Source organism: Bacillus sp. FJAT-29937, from assembly GCF_001509555.1.
GTDB lineage: Bacteria > Bacillota > Bacilli > Bacillales > Cytobacillaceae > Cytobacillus.
This window is the reverse complement of sequence record NZ_LMAS01000013.1, coordinates 44,325-61,663: the sequence shown is the minus strand read 5'-3', so window position 1 is coordinate 61,663 and position 17,339 is coordinate 44,325. Positions and strand designations below refer to the sequence as shown.

General features: G+C 38.1%; 22 protein-coding genes. 4 read left to right on the top strand and 18 right to left on the bottom strand.

What is annotated here, in order from left to right:
- Nucleotides 1–33 precede the first annotated feature (33 nt).
- Complete coding sequence (locus AR328_RS20025; RefSeq protein WP_066300744.1) at nucleotides 34–396, bottom strand: DUF2294 domain-containing protein; 363 nt, start codon at nucleotides 394–396, stop codon at nucleotides 34–36.
- 541 nt (nucleotides 397–937) lie between these two features.
- Between AR328_RS20025 and fdhD the strand changes: the two genes are divergently transcribed.
- Together fdhD and moaA are read left to right on the top strand one after the other, a co-directional pair.
- Nucleotides 938–1,726: a formate dehydrogenase accessory sulfurtransferase FdhD gene (gene fdhD, locus AR328_RS20020; protein ID WP_066300737.1), complete on the top strand. Its 789-nt coding sequence runs from the start codon at nucleotides 938–940 to the stop codon at nucleotides 1,724–1,726.
- A 21-nt stretch (nucleotides 1,727–1,747) separates the two neighbouring features.
- Nucleotides 1,748–2,764, top strand: coding sequence for a GTP 3',8-cyclase MoaA (moaA, locus tag AR328_RS20015; RefSeq protein ID WP_066300734.1), 1,017 nt, complete (start codon nucleotides 1,748–1,750; stop codon nucleotides 2,762–2,764).
- An 86-nt stretch (nucleotides 2,765–2,850) separates the two neighbouring features.
- On the opposite strand, the gene AR328_RS20010 is transcribed toward moaA, so the two are convergent.
- The 4 genes from AR328_RS20010 to AR328_RS19995 all read right to left on the bottom strand — a co-directional run bounded on the left by AR328_RS20010 (nucleotide 2,851) and on the right by AR328_RS19995 (nucleotide 4,919).
- Entirely contained in the window at nucleotides 2,851–3,507 is a 657-nt protein-coding gene (locus AR328_RS20010) for an acetylglutamate kinase (protein WP_066300731.1), read from the bottom strand.
- 59 nt (nucleotides 3,508–3,566) lie between these two features.
- Nucleotides 3,567–4,427, bottom strand: coding sequence for a DUF421 domain-containing protein (locus AR328_RS20005; RefSeq protein ID WP_066300723.1), 861 nt, complete (start codon nucleotides 4,425–4,427; stop codon nucleotides 3,567–3,569).
- 19 nt (nucleotides 4,428–4,446) lie between these two features.
- Nucleotides 4,447–4,650, bottom strand: coding sequence for a DUF1657 domain-containing protein (locus tag AR328_RS20000; protein ID WP_066300714.1), 204 nt, complete (start codon nucleotides 4,648–4,650; stop codon nucleotides 4,447–4,449).
- A 65-nt stretch (nucleotides 4,651–4,715) separates the two neighbouring features.
- Nucleotides 4,716–4,919: a DUF1657 domain-containing protein gene (locus tag AR328_RS19995; RefSeq protein WP_066300711.1), complete on the bottom strand. Its 204-nt coding sequence runs from the start codon at nucleotides 4,917–4,919 to the stop codon at nucleotides 4,716–4,718.
- 193 nt (nucleotides 4,920–5,112) lie between these two features.
- Between AR328_RS19995 and AR328_RS19990 the strand changes: the two genes are divergently transcribed.
- Nucleotides 5,113–5,454 (top strand): cupin domain-containing protein, encoded by a 342-nt coding sequence (locus AR328_RS19990; RefSeq protein ID WP_066300704.1) that lies wholly within the window; start codon nucleotides 5,113–5,115, stop codon nucleotides 5,452–5,454.
- Between the two features lie 54 nt (nucleotides 5,455–5,508).
- Here the strand turns inward: AR328_RS19990 and AR328_RS19985 are convergent, their stop codons facing one another.
- The 6 genes from AR328_RS19985 to AR328_RS19960 form a co-directional block, all read right to left on the bottom strand.
- On the bottom strand, nucleotides 5,509–6,180 hold the full coding sequence (locus AR328_RS19985) for a GNAT family acetyltransferase (protein WP_066300701.1): 672 nt from the start codon (nucleotides 6,178–6,180) through the stop codon (nucleotides 5,509–5,511).
- A gap of 14 nt (nucleotides 6,181–6,194) precedes the next feature.
- A complete protein-coding gene (locus AR328_RS19980; RefSeq protein ID WP_197414502.1) occupies nucleotides 6,195–6,860 on the bottom strand; it encodes a GNAT family N-acetyltransferase in 666 nt (221 codons plus the stop codon).
- A gap of 19 nt (nucleotides 6,861–6,879) precedes the next feature.
- Entirely contained in the window at nucleotides 6,880–7,740 is an 861-nt protein-coding gene (locus AR328_RS19975) for a carbon-nitrogen hydrolase family protein (RefSeq protein ID WP_066300693.1), read from the bottom strand.
- A gap of 175 nt (nucleotides 7,741–7,915) precedes the next feature.
- Nucleotides 7,916–8,833: a DL-endopeptidase inhibitor IseA family protein gene (locus tag AR328_RS19970; RefSeq protein WP_066300688.1), complete on the bottom strand. Its 918-nt coding sequence runs from the start codon at nucleotides 8,831–8,833 to the stop codon at nucleotides 7,916–7,918.
- Nucleotides 8,834–9,382: 549 nt separating this feature from the next.
- Nucleotides 9,383–9,835: a threonine/serine exporter family protein gene (locus tag AR328_RS19965; RefSeq protein ID WP_082677329.1), complete on the bottom strand. Its 453-nt coding sequence runs from the start codon at nucleotides 9,833–9,835 to the stop codon at nucleotides 9,383–9,385.
- Between the two features lie 3 nt (nucleotides 9,836–9,838).
- The gene (locus tag AR328_RS19960; RefSeq protein ID WP_066300674.1) at nucleotides 9,839–10,594 is read right to left on the bottom strand and encodes a threonine/serine exporter family protein; all 756 of its coding nucleotides are present in this window, start codon (nucleotides 10,592–10,594) and stop codon (nucleotides 9,839–9,841) included.
- A 213-nt stretch (nucleotides 10,595–10,807) separates the two neighbouring features.
- Here AR328_RS19960 and chrA point away from each other — a divergent pair, with 213 nt between their 5' ends.
- Entirely contained in the window at nucleotides 10,808–11,986 is a 1,179-nt protein-coding gene (gene chrA, locus AR328_RS19955) for a chromate efflux transporter (protein WP_066300671.1), read from the top strand.
- Between the two features lie 29 nt (nucleotides 11,987–12,015).
- On the opposite strand, the gene AR328_RS19950 is transcribed toward chrA, so the two are convergent.
- The 7 genes from AR328_RS19950 to AR328_RS19920 all read right to left on the bottom strand — a co-directional run bounded on the left by AR328_RS19950 (nucleotide 12,016) and on the right by AR328_RS19920 (nucleotide 17,335).
- Nucleotides 12,016–13,338 (bottom strand): PAS domain S-box protein, encoded by a 1,323-nt coding sequence (locus AR328_RS19950; RefSeq protein ID WP_066300668.1) that lies wholly within the window; start codon nucleotides 13,336–13,338, stop codon nucleotides 12,016–12,018.
- 20 nt (nucleotides 13,339–13,358) lie between these two features.
- A complete protein-coding gene (locus AR328_RS19945) occupies nucleotides 13,359–13,784 on the bottom strand; it encodes a GAF domain-containing protein (protein ID WP_231735042.1) in 426 nt (141 codons plus the stop codon).
- A gap of 15 nt (nucleotides 13,785–13,799) precedes the next feature.
- Nucleotides 13,800–14,453, bottom strand: a complete 654-nt coding sequence (locus AR328_RS19940; RefSeq protein ID WP_066300665.1) for a response regulator — start codon at nucleotides 14,451–14,453, stop codon at nucleotides 13,800–13,802.
- Nucleotides 14,454–14,584: 131 nt separating this feature from the next.
- Nucleotides 14,585–15,232, bottom strand: a complete 648-nt coding sequence (locus AR328_RS19935; protein WP_066300662.1) for a sensor histidine kinase — start codon at nucleotides 15,230–15,232, stop codon at nucleotides 14,585–14,587.
- A 19-nt stretch (nucleotides 15,233–15,251) separates the two neighbouring features.
- On the bottom strand, nucleotides 15,252–16,757 hold the full coding sequence (locus AR328_RS19930) for a nitrate/nitrite transporter (RefSeq protein WP_066300660.1): 1,506 nt from the start codon (nucleotides 16,755–16,757) through the stop codon (nucleotides 15,252–15,254).
- Nucleotides 16,750–17,022, bottom strand: a complete 273-nt coding sequence (locus tag AR328_RS19925; RefSeq protein ID WP_231735039.1) for a hypothetical protein — start codon at nucleotides 17,020–17,022, stop codon at nucleotides 16,750–16,752. The genes AR328_RS19930 and AR328_RS19925 overlap by 8 nt, the downstream gene beginning before the upstream one ends.
- 1 nt (nucleotide 17,023) lies before the next feature.
- Nucleotides 17,024–17,335, bottom strand: a complete 312-nt coding sequence (locus tag AR328_RS19920; RefSeq protein WP_066300649.1) for a hypothetical protein — start codon at nucleotides 17,333–17,335, stop codon at nucleotides 17,024–17,026.
- Nucleotides 17,336–17,339: the final 4 nt, after the last annotated feature.

Below are 17,339 nucleotides of genomic sequence, written 5' to 3'. Positions count from 1 at the left end.
GCAGGGTCGCTACCAAGTGCCAACTTCCATTGACTATTTAGTTTTAAACATTTCTTCAATGTTTTTATCAAAAACAAACACCGACATCCCAAAATCTCTTTCGATATCGATATCGACAAATAGGTCGATGAGTTTGGATTGCAAAAACTCCTCCATCTCAATTGGCTGGTTCTTTTTATACATATCCTTTACCATTTCAGTTCTTGCCGCGCGGACCATTTGCTTTCCATCATCTGCACTCACAATAAACTTCTCGACTGGGGAGAGGTTTCCCTCCATTTCACAAATAGCCCAGTTTTTGCAAAAGGTAGTCGTCACTTTACTTGGTCCTTTTCCCATATGCTTTTTTCGAAAGGAACGGACAAGATTGCTAAATTCCGCTTCATATTTATTCATGCTATTTTCAACCCTTTAATACCAGTATAATATGTTTATGAATCATTCTTGTATGTGAATACTTATTTAATAAGTTGAAAGATTGATCCCATTATTACTAGTAAATCAATGATTCACAAAATTGTCAAACTGAATTCAATTTATGTTTAACATTCCTGCAATTTCAATTTTTTAATAAACATATCGTACAAGGATTGAATTTATTAATACAACCGCAAACAAACCAGTAAAATACAAAACCGTCAATCCTCCCTAACAAAAAATTAGGGATAATTGACGGTTAGTTAACAGCAGGATCGCTACTTTACACCAACAGTTAATCGCTTTCATATAATATCATAACCATCATTAACCGATGACAGGTTCGCTATCTCGCATCAATAATGTTACAACTTTATGAACTTTTCTAAATTTTAACATTATCATTTACTTTTTTCAACCTTTTTTAGTTTTTCACTATGTTAGATATTTTTACTATTGCTATATGATATTTTTATGCTACTATTTTGGTAATTAAGTACAGATGAGCAGGTGAAAATGAATGGCGGGTCAAATAAGTAATAACAGCTGGATTTACAGGTACGAGAATGGTATTTTACAAGAACAGTTGGATGAGATTGTGACTGAACAGCCTTTGACGATCATGTTAGATGGACAAGAATTTGCAACAATGGTTTGTTCACCAGAACATCTTGAGGAATTAACGATAGGATTTTTGGCATCGGAAGGATTTATCCGTCAACAGGAAGAGATTAAATCCCTTAATATTGATGAAAGTAAAGGGATCGCTTACGTTGATTTACATGTTCAGGTTACAACTAGTCATGAATTTCACTCGAAACGATTTATTGGATCTTGCTGCGGGAAAAGCCGCCAGTTTTATTTTCACAATGATGCTCGTACGGCTAAGACCTCTACCTCCAAGACTACGGTAACGCCAGATCAATGTCTATCCATCATGAGACAGCTGCAGGACAGCAGTTTAATATTCCAAGAAACTGGCGGAGTGCATAATGCTGCCCTTTTCTCGGGTGAAGATATGATAATTAGCAGAACTGATATCGGAAGGCATAATGCATTGGATAAAATTTACGGATACTGCATCCAAAATAAAATATCTGTTAAAGACAAAATTATTGCCTTTAGCGGCAGAATTTCATCTGAAGTATTATTAAAGGCTGCAAAAATTGGCGTAGGAATTATTCTATCTAAATCAGCTCCTACAAATCTTGCCATTAAATTGGCAGAGGATTTAAATATTACCGCTGTTGGATTCATAAGAGGAAACTCATTTAACGTATATTCTCATTCACATAGAATTTCAGACTAATAGAAAAGGTGGCGATCATTCTTGATATTACAGGATAAGAGAAACAGGCCGCTCAGAGATTTGCGAATCTCGGTAACGGACAAGTGTAATTTTCGCTGTACGTATTGTATGCCTGCAGAAATATTTGGGCCCGATTACCCCTTTTTACAAAAAGAACAGCTTTTAGCATTTGAAGAGATCGAGCGGTTAGTTAGGATTTTTTCTAAAGCCTTCGAAATAAAAAAAATCAGGCTCACTGGCGGAGAGCCATTAATGAGAAAATCTTTGCCTGATCTTGTGGAGAAAATCGCTCGAATTGATGGCATTGATGATATTGCCATGACGACAAACGGAGTATTGCTGCCGAAATACGCAATGGATTTAAAAAAAGCTGGCTTAAAGCGAGTTTCCATCAGTCTTGATTCACTTGATGACCATTTATTTGGAAAAATCAATGGCAGAGGGGTAAAAGTACAAGAAGTTTTAAATGGGATTGAGGCGGCATCTGAAGCAGGGTTAAAAATTAAAATTAATATGGTTGTAAAAAAAGGCGTCAATGATCATGAAGTTGTCCCTATGGCTAAATTTTTTAAAGAAAAAGGCCATATTTTACGATTTATTGAGTTTATGGATGTCGGAAATACGAACCAGTGGAATATGGAATCAGTTTTTTCCAAAAAGCAAATTCTTGATTCTATTAACAGTGTCATGCCGATTGAGCCCATTGCGCCGAATTATTTAGGCGAAGTAGCGTCAAGATTTAGGTACGCTGGAACTGAACAGGAATTTGGAATCATTTCATCTGTTACAGAGGCTTTCTGCTCATCATGCAACCGAGCGCGACTTTCAGCTGAAGGAAAGCTCTATACTTGTCTGTTTTCTGGTGTTGGACATGATCTGCGCACAATCCTGCGATCTGAAGAAAATGATTCAACATTAGAAAAGGTGATTACAGACATTTGGACAAAACGTGATGATCGCTATTCCGAAGAGCGCGATATTCTCCTGCAGCAAAATAAAGGCAGAAAGAAAGTGGAAATGTCTCATATTGGCGGATGAATCCATTATTAAAGTCAATCGAACGGATTGGCTTTTTTATTTTTCAAAAACAATCCCCCTGTTCATTTAGCAGAGGGATAAAACTTTTAACATTGGAAAGCAGCTGGAAACTGTTTTATTATTCCGGATGTGAATTCGTCTGCCATTCCTAAAGCCTGCTTTTGTATTTGGTCAAATATAGCCACATCTGATGCAAAATCCTTTGTTATCATGTACACGGCCTCTGATTTTGTAAGCCTTAAATGTTCATACATCATTTCCCTTACACCTTTAACTGACCAATTCGGATTAATGCTGTTCAAAAATATCGCAATTTGATCTGCATTTGCATACCATTTTCTTTCAGCAATATTGGCCGCATTTGTATTACCGGCAGCTGCAGCCGTGACTAAATCAGCGGCAAGAACTAAATGTTCTTTAATTAATTGTGCAAAGCGATCACCAATCCGATTGCCATAAAATTTTCTCATAACATTCCCCATATCTGTTGCATTATGAAGAAGTCGCTTTATTACAAAATCTTTATCAGGCAATTTGAATACGATACTAATGATTGCCATTCTTGTCCAAGCAACATGCTCTTCCCAAAGAACTCTCCAAAGGTTATTTAAATCCATTTGAGCCTTGCTGACACATGTATTTACCCGGTAATTTTGTGGCAAGGAATGAAATGATGGTGAGTGATATTCGACCGCACCTCTTTGCATGTGTTGACCATTAAGAGCTTGATGATAAGGATACATAATGGGATCTCCTTTTTCATACAACGTATGAGGAAAGGTGGAAAAGGTGCCTAGTATATTTAATTATTCAAGTATGGATTCAGAATGCGTATAGCCTCATTCAATTTTTTTGCGTTCTTTTTATACATTTTTTTGGCATCTGGTGCGTCTGTTTCCAATTCAAATAATTCTAAGTCTGCTTGGCATTTTTTCAGCAACGCCATTAATAGCGGCCTTGTTTGTGGGGATGGCTGTTTTATTTTATCATCGTAGAGATCGATAGTTAAATCCCCGTATGAATCAACCTGCCCGTAAAAAACATTGTCCATCGTAACTTCAAGCTTATCAAGTTCGTCCATAAGCCACTTTCTGTTTTTGCCAGCAGAAGCGAGCGAATCATGAACGATGCTGCCGTCACGAATAACCGTTTGTGGAACTTTTTCATCTGGGGTGATTAGGTTAATATCTTTAGGTGTAAGCGGCCTATTTTCTTTCTTTAATAAAACGCTTAAATCCCCCGTATGCTCTAATACGGCAAACTCTACATCCGCTAAATTAAATACATCTTTTTTACGCAGAAGATAAGTAAGTTCATCAGACGAGTATTTTTCCTTTTTCAAATTATCTTCCATGATTTTTCCATCTTTAATGAAAATCGTTCCCTTACCTTCAACGAAATCCCGAAATGAATTGCTTTTTAGCGCAATATAACCAACAGCGAAAGTCACGATTCCAATAAGACCAATCCCTAAAATCCCATGCCCAATTTTAATATCTAATCCCGTAATTAAATTTCCAGCAATATCACCTATCGTAATGCCTGCAACATATTCAAAAAAGGTAATTTGGGAAATATGCTTTTTTCCAAGAATCTTCGTGATGATGAATAGCACAAAAAGAAAAATAAAAGTACGAATAATAATATGACTCCACTCTGACATTAAATCACCTCATTCTTTGTCAACCCTTATATTGTGGCTCTTCTAACATCATTTCATTTACCCGAATTTGCAGGTCCTTTTTTATATCATTCATCATGTTCATCATGTCATGAAATGTTCTTTGTGCTTCTGGATCTTGAGAATTCAATGCCAAAATGGACAGCTGTGCTTCAATTCCTTTAATTGTTGAAAGGCTTTGTTTTACATTTGCAATAACGGTCATGGCTTTATGACCCTCCCTGCCAAAAAAATGGTGAAAAGGTTGGCTAAAAAGCCAACCAGTTTTAACTATTGATTATATTGCGGCTCTTCTTCAATAATTTGCTGTAAACGCGGTTGTACAGAGTCAATAACTGCTTGTGTTTGCTGCGCACAGGACTGATATAATTGCTTAGCTTGCTGATTATCAGTGGCTAATGCAAAACCCTCAAAACTTGCCTGAGCACTTTTTAGACCTGCAATTGCTTGTTTAACCTGTGTACCAACTGTCATTCTGTTCCCTCTTTTCTTTGAAAATAACTTACAATACGTATTATTGCTTAATTCCTGTTCTTTATAATTATCTATTTTTGGAAACTAATTGGAAGCAACAAATATGAATGATGTGATTTATATCAATACTTCTTTTCTAAAATTGGTTATGATTAAAGTGTAAGAGATACTTCAATAGTTGGAGGTCATATTAATGGAAAAGAAATCAATTACAGATGCAATTGAATTTAGCGAAGAAAGGTTTACAAAAAGGATTATTTTTCGCGAGGGCGAAAGCACAGTATTCGTCTTAAATTTCATGCCTGGTCAGAAGCTTCCTGCACATAAACATCCTGGAACAAATGTGTATTTAATGGTCCTTCAAGGCAACGGAACACTCGTCATTAATGGAGAACCAATCGAGGTTGCAGAGAAAGATGTCATCCGTGCAGATGGAGAAGAAGAATTTGCTTTTACAAACAGCGGAAATGAAAATGTAAGCCTTTATGTCATGTTAAATAAAATACCCGATGAGCGTTATGCACAAAATATATAAGTAAAAAAAGCTTTCCTAATAAGGCTAGTCCCCTTTAGGAAAGCTTTTTTTCAATTACAATGGTAATAATTTTATTTGAGATTTGTTTTTGATTTCTTCAATCATTTGCACCCATTCCTGAGGCTTGTTCGAAAGCACGGAATAATAGGTTGTTAAGAAATCTGATACTAATTGTGCTGGTATTTCGGAAACATTGTCATCTGTCGGCATAAAGCAGAAATCAAGTCCTTTTACTGCTTCCCCATCATTTTTCCATGACGGATGAATATAAGATAAATCTAAACGCTTATAGCCTAGATGGGACAAGACTTCACGGCGAACAAATGGATTCATTGGCTTTACTCCGCCAAATTCATGATCATCAAGCTGGTAAGGATCATAGATTTCTGCGAACATGCCAAATAATTGTTTGCCATTGGCTTGAGCTAATTCATTTAAGTCCTTTTCCCGGTTTTGTGCTAAGAAACGGCCAAGGCTAAGCCCAGGACGGCCAATAATTGTAAAATCAGTCATAGCAATATTCCAGTCTGCATAGTAGCGATATTCCGTCGCACCTACAACATCATCTTGATGAACAGCGACAAATACCCTGATTCCTGGATCTTCTAATGGCTCTTTCCACAATTCAAATTCCAGCACCTCTTCAGGTGGAAATACCTCTTTCATTAAATCATGCATTTTGACAAACAATGGATCTTCAATGCTTGTTATTCTTTTGTATTCCATAATCTTTCTCCTTTCTATTTAAAGGGATTTTTCCACTCCATTAAGACAGCATGATGAAGGGATTCTTCATCTTCTAAGTAGTTTTCAATGAGTGCAATCGGTTTTCTGCCTGATCGCAAAAGAAAGGAAATAACGGGATCACGCTGAACCCCATTGACAACAGCATCGATATATTCGTTTGGCGACATCGTCTCTGCCACTTTGTGATACCCTGGCATTCTCCCGCCTCCAAGCAAACGATCAAGGCCAAACTGAACGACAACCTGGTACATCGATTGCATCATCATTTTTCCAAGTCCGAGCTTCCGGTACTTTGGTCTAACACTTATGTCAACAATATAAAGGGTGTTTCCTTTCGGATCATGATTGCGAATATATCCGTTATCCGTGACCTCTTCCCACGTATGTGAAGGATGTTTCGGATCAAAGTGAACGCAAACTCCTGTTAACGATCCAGCTAATTCTCCATTTACCTGGGCGCAAAGCGCCCCTTCTGGAAATAACGTAACATGATTATGCAATTGTTCTTTATTCCACCATAAATCGGAAGGAAAGGGCGGCGGAAAACATTCAGCCTGAATTTGGATCAGCTCATCAAAGTCAGTTTCCTTGTAATTCCGAATGACAATCGGGACTGGTTTTTCCTGATCAAAGGCATAAAATTCGCTGCGATAAGCCATTTTCATCCCTCTTTACTATTTATTTTTCCCAATCCGGATATAGATCGACACGTCGATCACGCCAAGTTGTCACTGAACCTCTTTCTCTCACTTCATGTAAAAGTGTTAAATCAAGATCTGCCGTAACAATCATATCATCATTGATTTCCCCTTCAACCATAATTCCTTTCGGAGGAAATGGGACATCATTTGGTGTAATAACCGCTGCTTGGCCAAAATTCCCCCGCATGAAATCAACAGTCGGAAGCGAACCGACAGTCCCTGTTAAGACAACATACAGTTGATTCTCAATTGCACGTGCATGACTTGTATAACGAACGCGATGGAAGCCGTGACGGTCATCTGTACAAGATGGACAGAAAATGACATCTGCTCCTTTAGCCTTAGCCATTCTAACGATTTCGGGAAACTCAATGTCATAGCATGTCAAAATAGCAATTCTCCCCTTATCGGTATCAAAGACCTCAAGTCCATCTCCTGCAGACATGTTCCATTCTTCTACCTCTGTTGGGGTAATATGCAATTTAGCCTGCTCAACAACCCGGCCATCCGGATAGAACATATGTGCCACATTGTATAAACGGCCTTCCTTTTCTATCACATGTGTACCAGCTATAATATGTGTATTCGTTTCTTTAGCAAACTTTGTAAAAAGATTCTTATATTGTTCTGTAAAGTTAGGAAGTTCATTAATCGTTAAACTTGTCCCTTGCTCGTTCCCAATAGATAAAAGCTGGGTTGTAAAAAATTCAGGAAACAAAATAAATTCCGAACCAAACTCCTGTGCTGTTTTAATATAATGTTCACATTGTTTAGCAAATTCCTCGAATGAATGAATGGTATGCAGATGATACTGCACCGCAGAAACACGTAATTTCAATGTCATCCCCCTTATCAGTAAATAATAGAGATGAGTGGTTAACTCAATCTTTATTGATTATCAGATATTTCACAATAAATAACAATACTCAATTGAAAAGTTTTCATTTACAAAGAAAAAAAGCGATGCTTAAAGAAGCAGCGCCTTTGGTTATTTTTAAAATGAAATCCTTCAATTAATCAAGATGCGGCTCCATCCCAGCACTTACAATTTTGAATTCCATTTCCCCTGTATTTTCGATTAGAAAGTACATTTTATTTTGACCATTTTTCAATTGGCCCTTATAGCCCTTTTCTAATTCTGCATGGAAGGATACGACAAATTCAACTTGAGTTTTCGATCTGGCACGCTCTTCTAACGTTTTTATTTCAATTTTTTTAATCCCTTTTTTAAATGCTTCCGTGTTAAAATCCCCATACAAGAATTGTTCTGCAGCCTGTTTTTGGTCTACAAGCAAGAATTTAAAAAAGATAAAGGCAGGATTAATATTACCTGGAATATCTAAGTTCACTGGCATATACGGTCTTTCACTAATTTTCCACCCTTTGCCTTGCAAGTAGATAACCTCAGTATGAAATGCTTCAGTTTCTTTTAACTCGCCTACCGGAACCTCTAACTTATATGTTCTTTTCTTGTCATTCTTTTCTAAGAAAATTGCCTTTGCCTTATCCCATTGCAGGAGAGATCCGCCATCCGCTTCAGGCTGTGCCATCTTCCCTTTATGCTCGATTAGTCCCCGTTCCTCGATAAACTGATTAGCCTGTGACCGAGTCAATGTGTTAGTCAAGTATTTTAGGAGCTTTTTCTTTGTGCCAATATCACTTGATAAATATCGGTAAGACATATTTTCGTATTGAAAAGATTTGTATTCTCCATCTTTATAGTTCCCGCCACTTTGTACATACGATTCACTTTTCTTCCATTTACTTACTAAAGCTACTACTTGTTTTTCAGTTATCGCCTTTTCCTGCTTCACATTTTGAACGATTTTATTTGGCTGCTCTTTCGCCATTGCTCCGTCCGTTAAAGTGAATACTGGTAAACTTAATATTGTTACGGCTAACCCTGAATATAACCATTTTTTTGCATTCATTTTAAATTCCTCCATCAACTCGTTTTGCTTTGTTTCTATCTGAATTGTACTCCAGCTCCGAGTTTAAGGATTTACGAAATGGTTAAAAAAGAGTGGAAATTTGGTAACAGAGATGCTTGGATGCCTTGTTTGTTAGATCTGTTTTATTTGAAGCATAAAAAATCCACTCAGAGTGATTTTTTAATCGCGCATTGCTCCTGCTTCTCGATTTTTAAAAATGCCGGTTCATCGCTTACTATAGGCAATTCATAGCACGGGTTTTCTAGATTTGCCATCGCAAACGAGCATTATGACCGGGTCATAGTACGGGTTTTCTAGATTTTCCTGTGCAAACGAGCACTATGACCGGGTCATAGCACGGGTTTTCTAGATTTGCCACCGCAAACGAGCACTATGACCGGGTCATAGAACGGGTTTTCTAGATTTTCCGGTACAAACACTCACTATGAGCAGTTTTTTAACAACTAAGTGTTTAGAATCCTTTACAGGTGTAATCAAGGTGCTACGTGTTCATTTGTGTTATTTGATTGGGGCTTACCTTTTTCATTTTCATCTAAACTTAATCTTTACACCCAATTGATTCAATACTTCAGAAATAACAATTCCAACTGCGATAGCTCCAGAAATCATGAAAGCTTTCGCCGCCAGCTGCATGGCGGTGCTATAGTCATTGAAGACAAAATGACGCATCGCATCATACGCGCTTCCTCCGGGTACGAGCGGAATAATTCCCGAAATACTAAAAATGGTGACAGGTGTTTTATATATTTTTGAGAAGATTTGACTAATCACTGCAACAAAGAAGGCAGCGATAAATGATGCAACAACCGCATCAAACCGATAATCGACAAGCAGTCTAAAGATAAACCAGCCAGTCATGCCAACAAATCCGCAGCTAATGAGGGATTTTTTAGGTGCATTAAATAGAATCGCAAACGCCGCGGTAGCAATAAAGCTAGTCACTAAATGTACAATCATATAATATTTCTCCCCCCTATGCATTTTTTAATAAAAAGCAACTACAACCGCTATTCCAGTACCTATCGCACAGGCTGTTAAAAAAGCTTCTACTCCTTTTGATAATCCCGCTACTAAATGTCCGGCCATTAAATCCCTGATTGCATTTGTAATGAGAAGCCCAGGTACTAATGGCATGACCGAAGCGATAATTATTTTATCAAGCTGTGTCCCTATCCCCGTTGCCACAAATAAAAAAGCACTTGAACCTATCGTTAATGCAGCTAAAAATTCCGAGCAGAATTTAACTTTGACTAATCTATGGACATAAACAAAGCATATAAAGCCGAGGCCGCCTGAAATAATGGCTGGGATAAAATCTCCCCATAAACCCAAATACATCAATAAGAAGCAGCCACTGGAAAGCGCTGCGGCTAAAATTTGCTGATAAATCGGGAATGCAAAGTTTGCTTTTTCAATTTCATGCAGTTTTTGGAAAGCTTCTGTCATTGTTAAATTGCCGCTGCTTATTTTACGAGAGATGCTGTTAACTAAAGTCACTTTATATAGGTCAGTCGACCTCTCCGAAATTCGAATGAACTTAGCAGGCTCCGTCCCATCTAGAGAGAAAATGATCCCTGTTGGGGTCACATAACTATGTGAATGAGGAATGCCCAATGCAGCCGCGATTCTCGTCATCGTATCTTCTACCCGATACGTTTCTGCCCCGCACTGCAGCATGATCTTTCCTGCCAGTAAGCATAAATTGATTACTTCCAAGTTTTGCGCAAGTTTATTCTCCATCCTTTAACCTCCTCACAGATAATCTCCTAATATTTGTGGATATGTATTTTTTCTGTAATTATGTGTGATTTACGAATTGCTTAAACAATATAAGATTAATCTTATGATTTTGCAATATCAATTGTTAAGGTTTTGTAATTTCACCATAAATGACACCCTAAACTTATAAAACTTTTGTTATGATAATAATGATTTCACTAAGGAGTAAATAGAATGACTCAACACAGCCTAAAATCTTTATTTGAAATATTTACTGTAGCATTTAAGCTCGGGGTAACATCCTTTGGAGGACCGATTGCCCATCTTGGGTATTTTCATAATGAATATGTAAATAAAAGAAAATGGGTGGATGAAAAAAGCTATGCTGATTTAGTTGCATTATGCCAATTTCTTCCGGGACCTGCGAGCAGTCAGGTGGGCATTGGCATTGGGGTTATTCGCGGCGGATTGATTGGCGGAATCATTGCCTTTCTTGGATTTACAATGCCTTCTGTCATTGCCTTAATTTTGTTTGCCCAACTGCTTAATAACCAAGAAATCGGGGCTTCCACTTGGATTCATGGGCTAAAAATTGTAGCAGTTGTAGTAGTAGCCCACGCCATTCTCGGCATGTCCCAAAAGCTTGCACCTGATTTAAAAAGAAAGATGATTGCCCTAATGGCCATTGTTTCCACCCTTTTATGGCAAACAGCTTATACACAAATCGGCATCATTCTATTATCAGGTGCTATAGGCTTCTTACTATATAAAAGCTCTATTGATCAAGTTAAGGAACAAATTCAGTTTCCATTATCCAAACGATTGGCTATAGGATGCCTCCTATTATTCGTTATGCTGTTAGTAGGGTTACCTGTATTGAGAGAGATGACTCATTTAAACTGGATCGCTTTATTTGACAGTTTCTATCGTTCTGGCTCTCTCGTCTTTGGCGGAGGACATGTAGTTTTGCCTCTGCTCGAGCGTGAATTTGTTCCGGCAGGATGGCTTAGTGAAGAAGCGTTTCTAGCAGGATATGGGGCAACACAAGCTGTACCTGGGCCTTTATTTACATTCGCTGCCTATATTGGTGCGGTTATTAACGGCTGGCAAGGTGGTTTGCTTGCAACTTTAGCCATATTTCTACCTGCGTTTTTGCTCATTTTAGGAACATTGCCCTTCTGGAACCAGCTCCGTTCAAATCCGAAGATAGCAGGAGCTTTAATGGGTGTAAATGCAGCCGTAGTTGGCATTTTAGTGGCAGCATTTTATACTATTTCGAAGGGTACGATTTTAGCACCTAAAGATTTCGCATTCGCCGCCATCCTTTTTAGTATGCTTAATTATTGGAAGCTTCCGCCATGGATCATTGTTTTAACTGGAGCATTGGGCGGAATCTTGCTGGAATATATTTGACAGAAAAGGCTGCCAAGTTGGCAGCCTTTTTATAATGGGATCTCTAAAATGACTTTTGTTCCCTTACTTTTTTCAGAATGGATCGTTAATGAACCACCCACCGCACGTGCCCGATCCTCCATACTGAAAAGTCCAACTCCACGTGATATTTCTTCAATATCAAATCCTATGCCCTTATCTTCAATTACCACTCTAATTACATCATCTAACTTTCGAATGATTATTGTAGCCTCATCTGTTTCCGCGTATTTCCGAATATTCGTTAGACTTTCTTGAATGATGCGATAGATAGAAATTTCCGTACTGGGACTAAGACGGCTATTTAAAAACACATCAAAATGTACATTGATGAGATAATTATCTGAAAACCTCACTAAATAGGACCGTATTGCCGGAATTAGTCCTAGATCATCAAGTACGGACGGTCTCAGCTCCCATGAAAGATCACGAAGGTCTTCAATAATTTCTCTTGCTTCATCCTGCATTTGTTCCAGTAATGGATGTTCCATTTCTGTCTGCAGCCTGTTTATCGTAATTAAGTGGCTATATAAATTTTGTCCCACCCCATCATGCAGCTCTCTTGATAATCTCTTTCTTTCTTCTTCTTGAATGTCGATGATTTTTGTCATCATATTTTGGAGCTCATCTTCTATCTGCTTCCTGTTTGTAATTTCATGACGAATAGCTAAATATTGATAGGGTTTGCCATTTTCCCCTAGGAAGGGAACGATTGTCGTATCTACCCAGTATAAAGAACCATCCTTTGCACGATTCCTTATTTCACCCTTCCATACATCCCCAGAAGAAATAGTCCGCCAAAGCTCAGTGAAAAACTCCTTAGAATGATAATTTGAGTTTATGATTCGATGATCTTGCCCAATAAGCTCCTCTGCTGAATATTTAGATACTTCGCAGAATTTCTGATTAACATATGTAATGATGCCTCTATGATTAGTAAATGCGACAATCGTTGACTCGTCTAATGCAAATTGTAAATCGACAAGTTCATGATGATGATAAGATTGCTCGTTATTAATTCTGGATTGATCCATCGCATGATGGAAAATAACTAGATAGTATTTCTCTTGATTTAAAGAAAATGTGTTCACCCTGAATATAAGCGAAATGCATTGACCATCCAAATGCTTTCCCTTTTGATGAGTAACAACACCTTCATTAGTTTCTCTTAAGTTCGTTTCAGGGAATAAAACATTAACATTCATTCCGACCATTTCACTTTCTGGATATCCAAAGCTTTCACAGGCTTTATAGTTGGCGTACGAAATGACGCCTGATTCATTGACGAGAATAGTCGCTTCACTCGAATCAGGAGCGGGTAAATTCCGGTTCATTATTAACCTCCTGTGGGCTGCTAAAACAAACTTTCAAAAGCTATTGCTGCTTGTTTAACAGTTAATTGTTCCTTTTCCGTTAGCGGGATATTTGATCTCCTCCCAACTAATAACACACCTTTCGGAACACTATTTATAAATAAAGGGACTGCGAATGCATATACAAGTTTTTCAGCAAGCATAATAGGATATTCGAGTACCTTGCCAGTAATCCCTTCCGGAAAGCTTTTTATTGTGATCGGGCTTCCTGTAGAAATCACTTTACCAGCGATTCCTTTTCCATAACGAACAGTAATTCTCTTATACTTCTCATTACTATTGCCAGCTGCAAAATGCCAGCTGACATCTGGCCCCTCCTGATTTTGCAAAGCCAGTCCAACAAAATCAACATTCATCTCTGTTAATATTTTTTCACATTGATTGGCAATTCCCAATGAGTTTAACAAGGTTTTGACCATCCCTTAAATTCCATATCCTAATAACCCCTTTTTCAAAGCTAATTCAACAAGCTCTGGCCTTGTTTTCATTTGAAGCTTCTCCATTAAGTTACTCTTATGTGTTTCGACTGTTTTCACACTAATGACTAGCTGCTCCGCAATCTCTTTATTTGAAAATCCTTTGGCAATAAAGGTAAGAACTTCCTTTTCCCGATCAGACAACAGGTTAAAAGTATCTGTATTCCCTTGTTTAACTCCGAATAGGTACTCCTCCATTAATCTTTTCGTGGCTGATGGATGCAAATATGCATTGCCATTAGCAACGGAACGAATAGCCGCCAGCAGTTCATCATGTGGGGCACTTTTCAATATGCAGCCTGAAGCTCCTGCTTGGATAGCTCTAAACAAATACTCTTCATCATCATGCATAGTAAGAATGAGGATAGCCGTATTTGGCAATAGTTTTTTTAATTCAGTAGTAGCCGATAATCCATCTCTGCCATGTGGCATACTTAAATCCATGACCACAACATTCGGATTAAGCTCAAGTGATTTTTGGATCCCCTCATTTCCCTCAGATGCTTCACCGACAACCTCTATGTCCGGATGATTATTTAAAAGCATTTTTAATCCCATTCTGACAACGGCATGATCATCACAAAGAAGAATCTTAATCAAGTCATCTCCCCCATTCGTTTTCATTTTTCTATGTAATCCATTATATAAAAATATTCACAAGACTCCTAGTTTAGTGTGCCAAAAATATAATAAGGGATTGCATGCAGCAAATCCCTCTAATGTCTGAACTATTATATTGGCAACTGCAGTTCAATCTGTGTGCCTTCCCCTATTTTTGAAGAAAGAAACCATTGTCCGCCAATTAAAAGCATGCGCTCCTGCATGGCGGCTAGGCCAGTCGATTGATTCATTCCTTTTTCCATATCAAAGCCTTTTCCAGCATCTTTAATGAGGATCCGCAAATGGCTTTGCTCCCAAATAAAGGTTACCTCCGCATTTACTGTGTCCGCATATCTGGCAATATTAGCTAAGGCCTCCTGACAAACTCGGAATAATGTAATCCTTTTCTTCTCATCAAGAGGGACCTCTTCGCCAAAACTCTTTAAATGAACCTCGATCCCATAGGTAGAAGTATAAAGCTTTATATAGCTTTTCATTGCCGGCAGAAGTCCGAGCGTTGTTAAAGTGGGAGGGTGTAATTCAACCGAGATCAGCCTAATTTCTTGAATCGTTCTTTCCAGTAATTCAACCATGCCGCCGACATAGCCTTTTATCGTATCTTCTTCAACAGCTGATTGAATGAATTGCATACCTGTATAAATACTATACAAATTTTGCCCAACACCTTCGTGAAGTTCAACGGCTATCCGCTTGATTTCATCTTCTTGGGACTGAATGATATAGGAACTAATATTTCTTTTAGCTGATTTTGTATCCATACCTACCCTCCTCACTCACTTAAGCTTCTTTCACATTTCTGCTCGACATATCACTAAACATTCCCGCATACTGCACAATTTCGCCTGCATCATTTTTAATGGCACTAATCGTTAGCCATTGCAGATATGATTCTCCATCCTTGCGTTTATTCCAAACCTCTCCTTGCCAGAATCCGTTTGCTTCAATCGATCTCCATAGGCTTTCGTAAAATTCTTTCGATTGCATGCCTGATTTTAAGATATTCGGATTCTTGCCGATGACTTCACTCTCTGTATACCCTGTAATTTTAGAAAAAGCGGGGTTTACTGAAATAATTTTTCCATGAGTATCCGTTACAAGGATCCCTTCAACTGTATGATCAATTACCTCTTTAGCGATCCCCATTTTTCCTTGGTAATACATCCAGATAACTAATATTAAACTTGCTAAAGCGACTTCAGATAACGCCATAAACCCGATAGCATAATGGCCTGTAATATTAAACAGAATTGTTAGAATTAATGGAGGGAAAAATCCTCCAAGTCCGCCCATCGCAGAAACAATCCCATTGACGATTCCTGCCTGCTTATGAAAATACATTGGAACGAGTTTAAATATTACACCGTTTCCGACACCTGCACATAGGGCAATCGTTAAACAGCCAAATGTGTACCAGCCAATGGATGGAGCGAAGGATAGAATCATTGCAGAAACTGTATATACTCCAAAAACGAACATTAATAAAATGAGAGAATGAAAACGGTCAGCTAACCAGCCGCCAAGTGGTCTCATAATAGTAGCAATCACGATGAACCCGGCCGTTCTTAAACCGGCATCTACTTTATCAAGCCCGAAGTTGGCAACTAGGAAGTTTGGCAGATAAATAGTAAAGGCAACAAATGAACCGAAAGTAATAAAGTAAAATAAACTTAATAGCCATAGCTTTTCATTTTTGTATACACCCTTAATTTGTTCTAGTAAAGGTGTTTTGACGCGATGTTCTTTTTTATCTCCTAAAAAGAAGTTGGCAATGATGAAAATAGCTAAAATAATTAGATAAAACTGAACTGTAGTAGACCAGCCAAACTTGGAAGCAAGTACTGGTGCTCCAAATGCTGATACCGCCGTACCAAGGTTACCAGCTCCATAAATACCGTTTACAAATCCATGGCGCTCCTTTGGATAATATTTTGGCAGAGAGGTTACCCCAACAGAGAAAACCGCTCCTCCTAATCCTAGGAATAAGCCGCCAATTAATAAATCAGTAATCGTTTTAGCAATACTAATATAATACACTGGGAAAATCAGCAAAACAAAGCTGATTAAAAAAATTGTTCGGGCACCAAATTGATTCGCATAATAACCTAATGGAATTCTAAGAATGGAGCCAAGGATAACAGGAACAGCTGTTACAAGTGCCAATTGATTTGCAGGTATGGCAATATCCTCTTTAATAAAAGGCATTAATGATGAAATTAATACCCAGACCATGAAACCGACGACTAGGTTTAATGTTTGTAATGGAAGCTGTATTTTTTTAACCATTCAAACCACTCTCTCTTCTAATCACATAATTTAAACCTGATTGCTCATCCAAGGCTGACCATTCACTATCATTTAAAATAACTTTCGCCGTTAGCGGGACCGCGAAGAAATATCTGTCATCAAAATAAATCCGAAGATGTGTCCCATCTGGGCATAGCCCCGTTCTTGCAATCGTTTTTTCCACAAATGGGGCTTGATTCCCATTCTCCTGATCTAAAATTGCTACATTTACTCTCTTTTTTACAAATGAATCTAAAGTTTCCATTTCAATGGGCTCCACAGCTTGAGCATCCTCTCTTTGCAGGGTAGATAAACATTTTATAGCCTTGAAGGTATTCCCAGAAAGCCAAATCTGCATGATCCTCGATAAAGGCAGCTGTTTCATCCTCTGAATTCCATTTACTCATACCCTTTACTTCAGCAATAACGATTTCTACATCATTTTCGATTTTTTCTTCTAAATACCAGTTCAAACGGACACCAGCAAAAAGCTTTGTCAGCATTTGATCAATTTCACCAGTAAAATTTCCTGAAGGCATTCTCATAAAACAAAAATCAAGATATGTTTCACTGTTCATATGC

Bases quoted from the DNA above. Each gene is read 5' to 3' on its own strand.
- AR328_RS19970 (WP_066300688.1), bottom strand. From the start codon at position 8,833: ATGAATGCAAAAAAATGGTTATATTCAGGGTTAGCCGTAACAATATTA.
- AR328_RS19930 (WP_066300660.1), bottom strand. From the start codon at position 16,757: ATGGTTAAAAAAATACAGCTTCCATTACAAACATTAAACCTAGTCGTC.
- AR328_RS19995 (WP_066300711.1), bottom strand. From the start codon at position 4,919: ATGACAGTTGGTACACAGGTTAAACAAGCAATTGCAGGTCTAAAAAGT.
- chrA (WP_066300671.1), top strand. From the start codon at position 10,808: ATGACTCAACACAGCCTAAAATCTTTATTTGAAATATTTACTGTAGCA.
- AR328_RS20000 (WP_066300714.1), bottom strand. From the start codon at position 4,650: ATGACCGTTATTGCAAATGTAAAACAAAGCCTTTCAACAATTAAAGGA.
- AR328_RS20025 (WP_066300744.1), bottom strand. From the start codon at position 396: ATGAATAAATATGAAGCGGAATTTAGCAATCTTGTCCGTTCCTTTCGA.
- AR328_RS20010 (WP_066300731.1), bottom strand. From the start codon at position 3,507: ATGTATCCTTATCATCAAGCTCTTAATGGTCAACACATGCAAAGAGGT.
- AR328_RS19950 (WP_066300668.1), bottom strand. From the start codon at position 13,338: ATGAACCGGAATTTACCCGCTCCTGATTCGAGTGAAGCGACTATTCTC.
- AR328_RS19935 (WP_066300662.1), bottom strand. From the start codon at position 15,232: ATGGATACAAAATCAGCTAAAAGAAATATTAGTTCCTATATCATTCAG.
- AR328_RS19965 (WP_082677329.1), bottom strand. From the start codon at position 9,835: ATGCATAGGGGGGAGAAATATTATATGATTGTACATTTAGTGACTAGC.
- AR328_RS19980 (WP_197414502.1), bottom strand. From the start codon at position 6,860: ATGGCTTATCGCAGCGAATTTTATGCCTTTGATCAGGAAAAACCAGTC.
- AR328_RS19925 (WP_231735039.1), bottom strand. From the start codon at position 17,022: ATGGAAACTTTAGATTCATTTGTAAAAAAGAGAGTAAATGTAGCAATT.
- AR328_RS19960 (WP_066300674.1), bottom strand. From the start codon at position 10,594: ATGGAGAATAAACTTGCGCAAAACTTGGAAGTAATCAATTTATGCTTA.
- AR328_RS19985 (WP_066300701.1), bottom strand. From the start codon at position 6,180: ATGGAATACAAAAGAATAACAAGCATTGAAGATCCATTGTTTGTCAAA.
- AR328_RS19990 (WP_066300704.1), top strand. From the start codon at position 5,113: ATGGAAAAGAAATCAATTACAGATGCAATTGAATTTAGCGAAGAAAGG.
- fdhD (WP_066300737.1), top strand. From the start codon at position 938: ATGGCGGGTCAAATAAGTAATAACAGCTGGATTTACAGGTACGAGAAT.
- AR328_RS19920 (WP_066300649.1), bottom strand. From the start codon at position 17,335: ATGAACAGTGAAACATATCTTGATTTTTGTTTTATGAGAATGCCTTCA.
- AR328_RS20005 (WP_066300723.1), bottom strand. From the start codon at position 4,427: ATGTCAGAGTGGAGTCATATTATTATTCGTACTTTTATTTTTCTTTTT.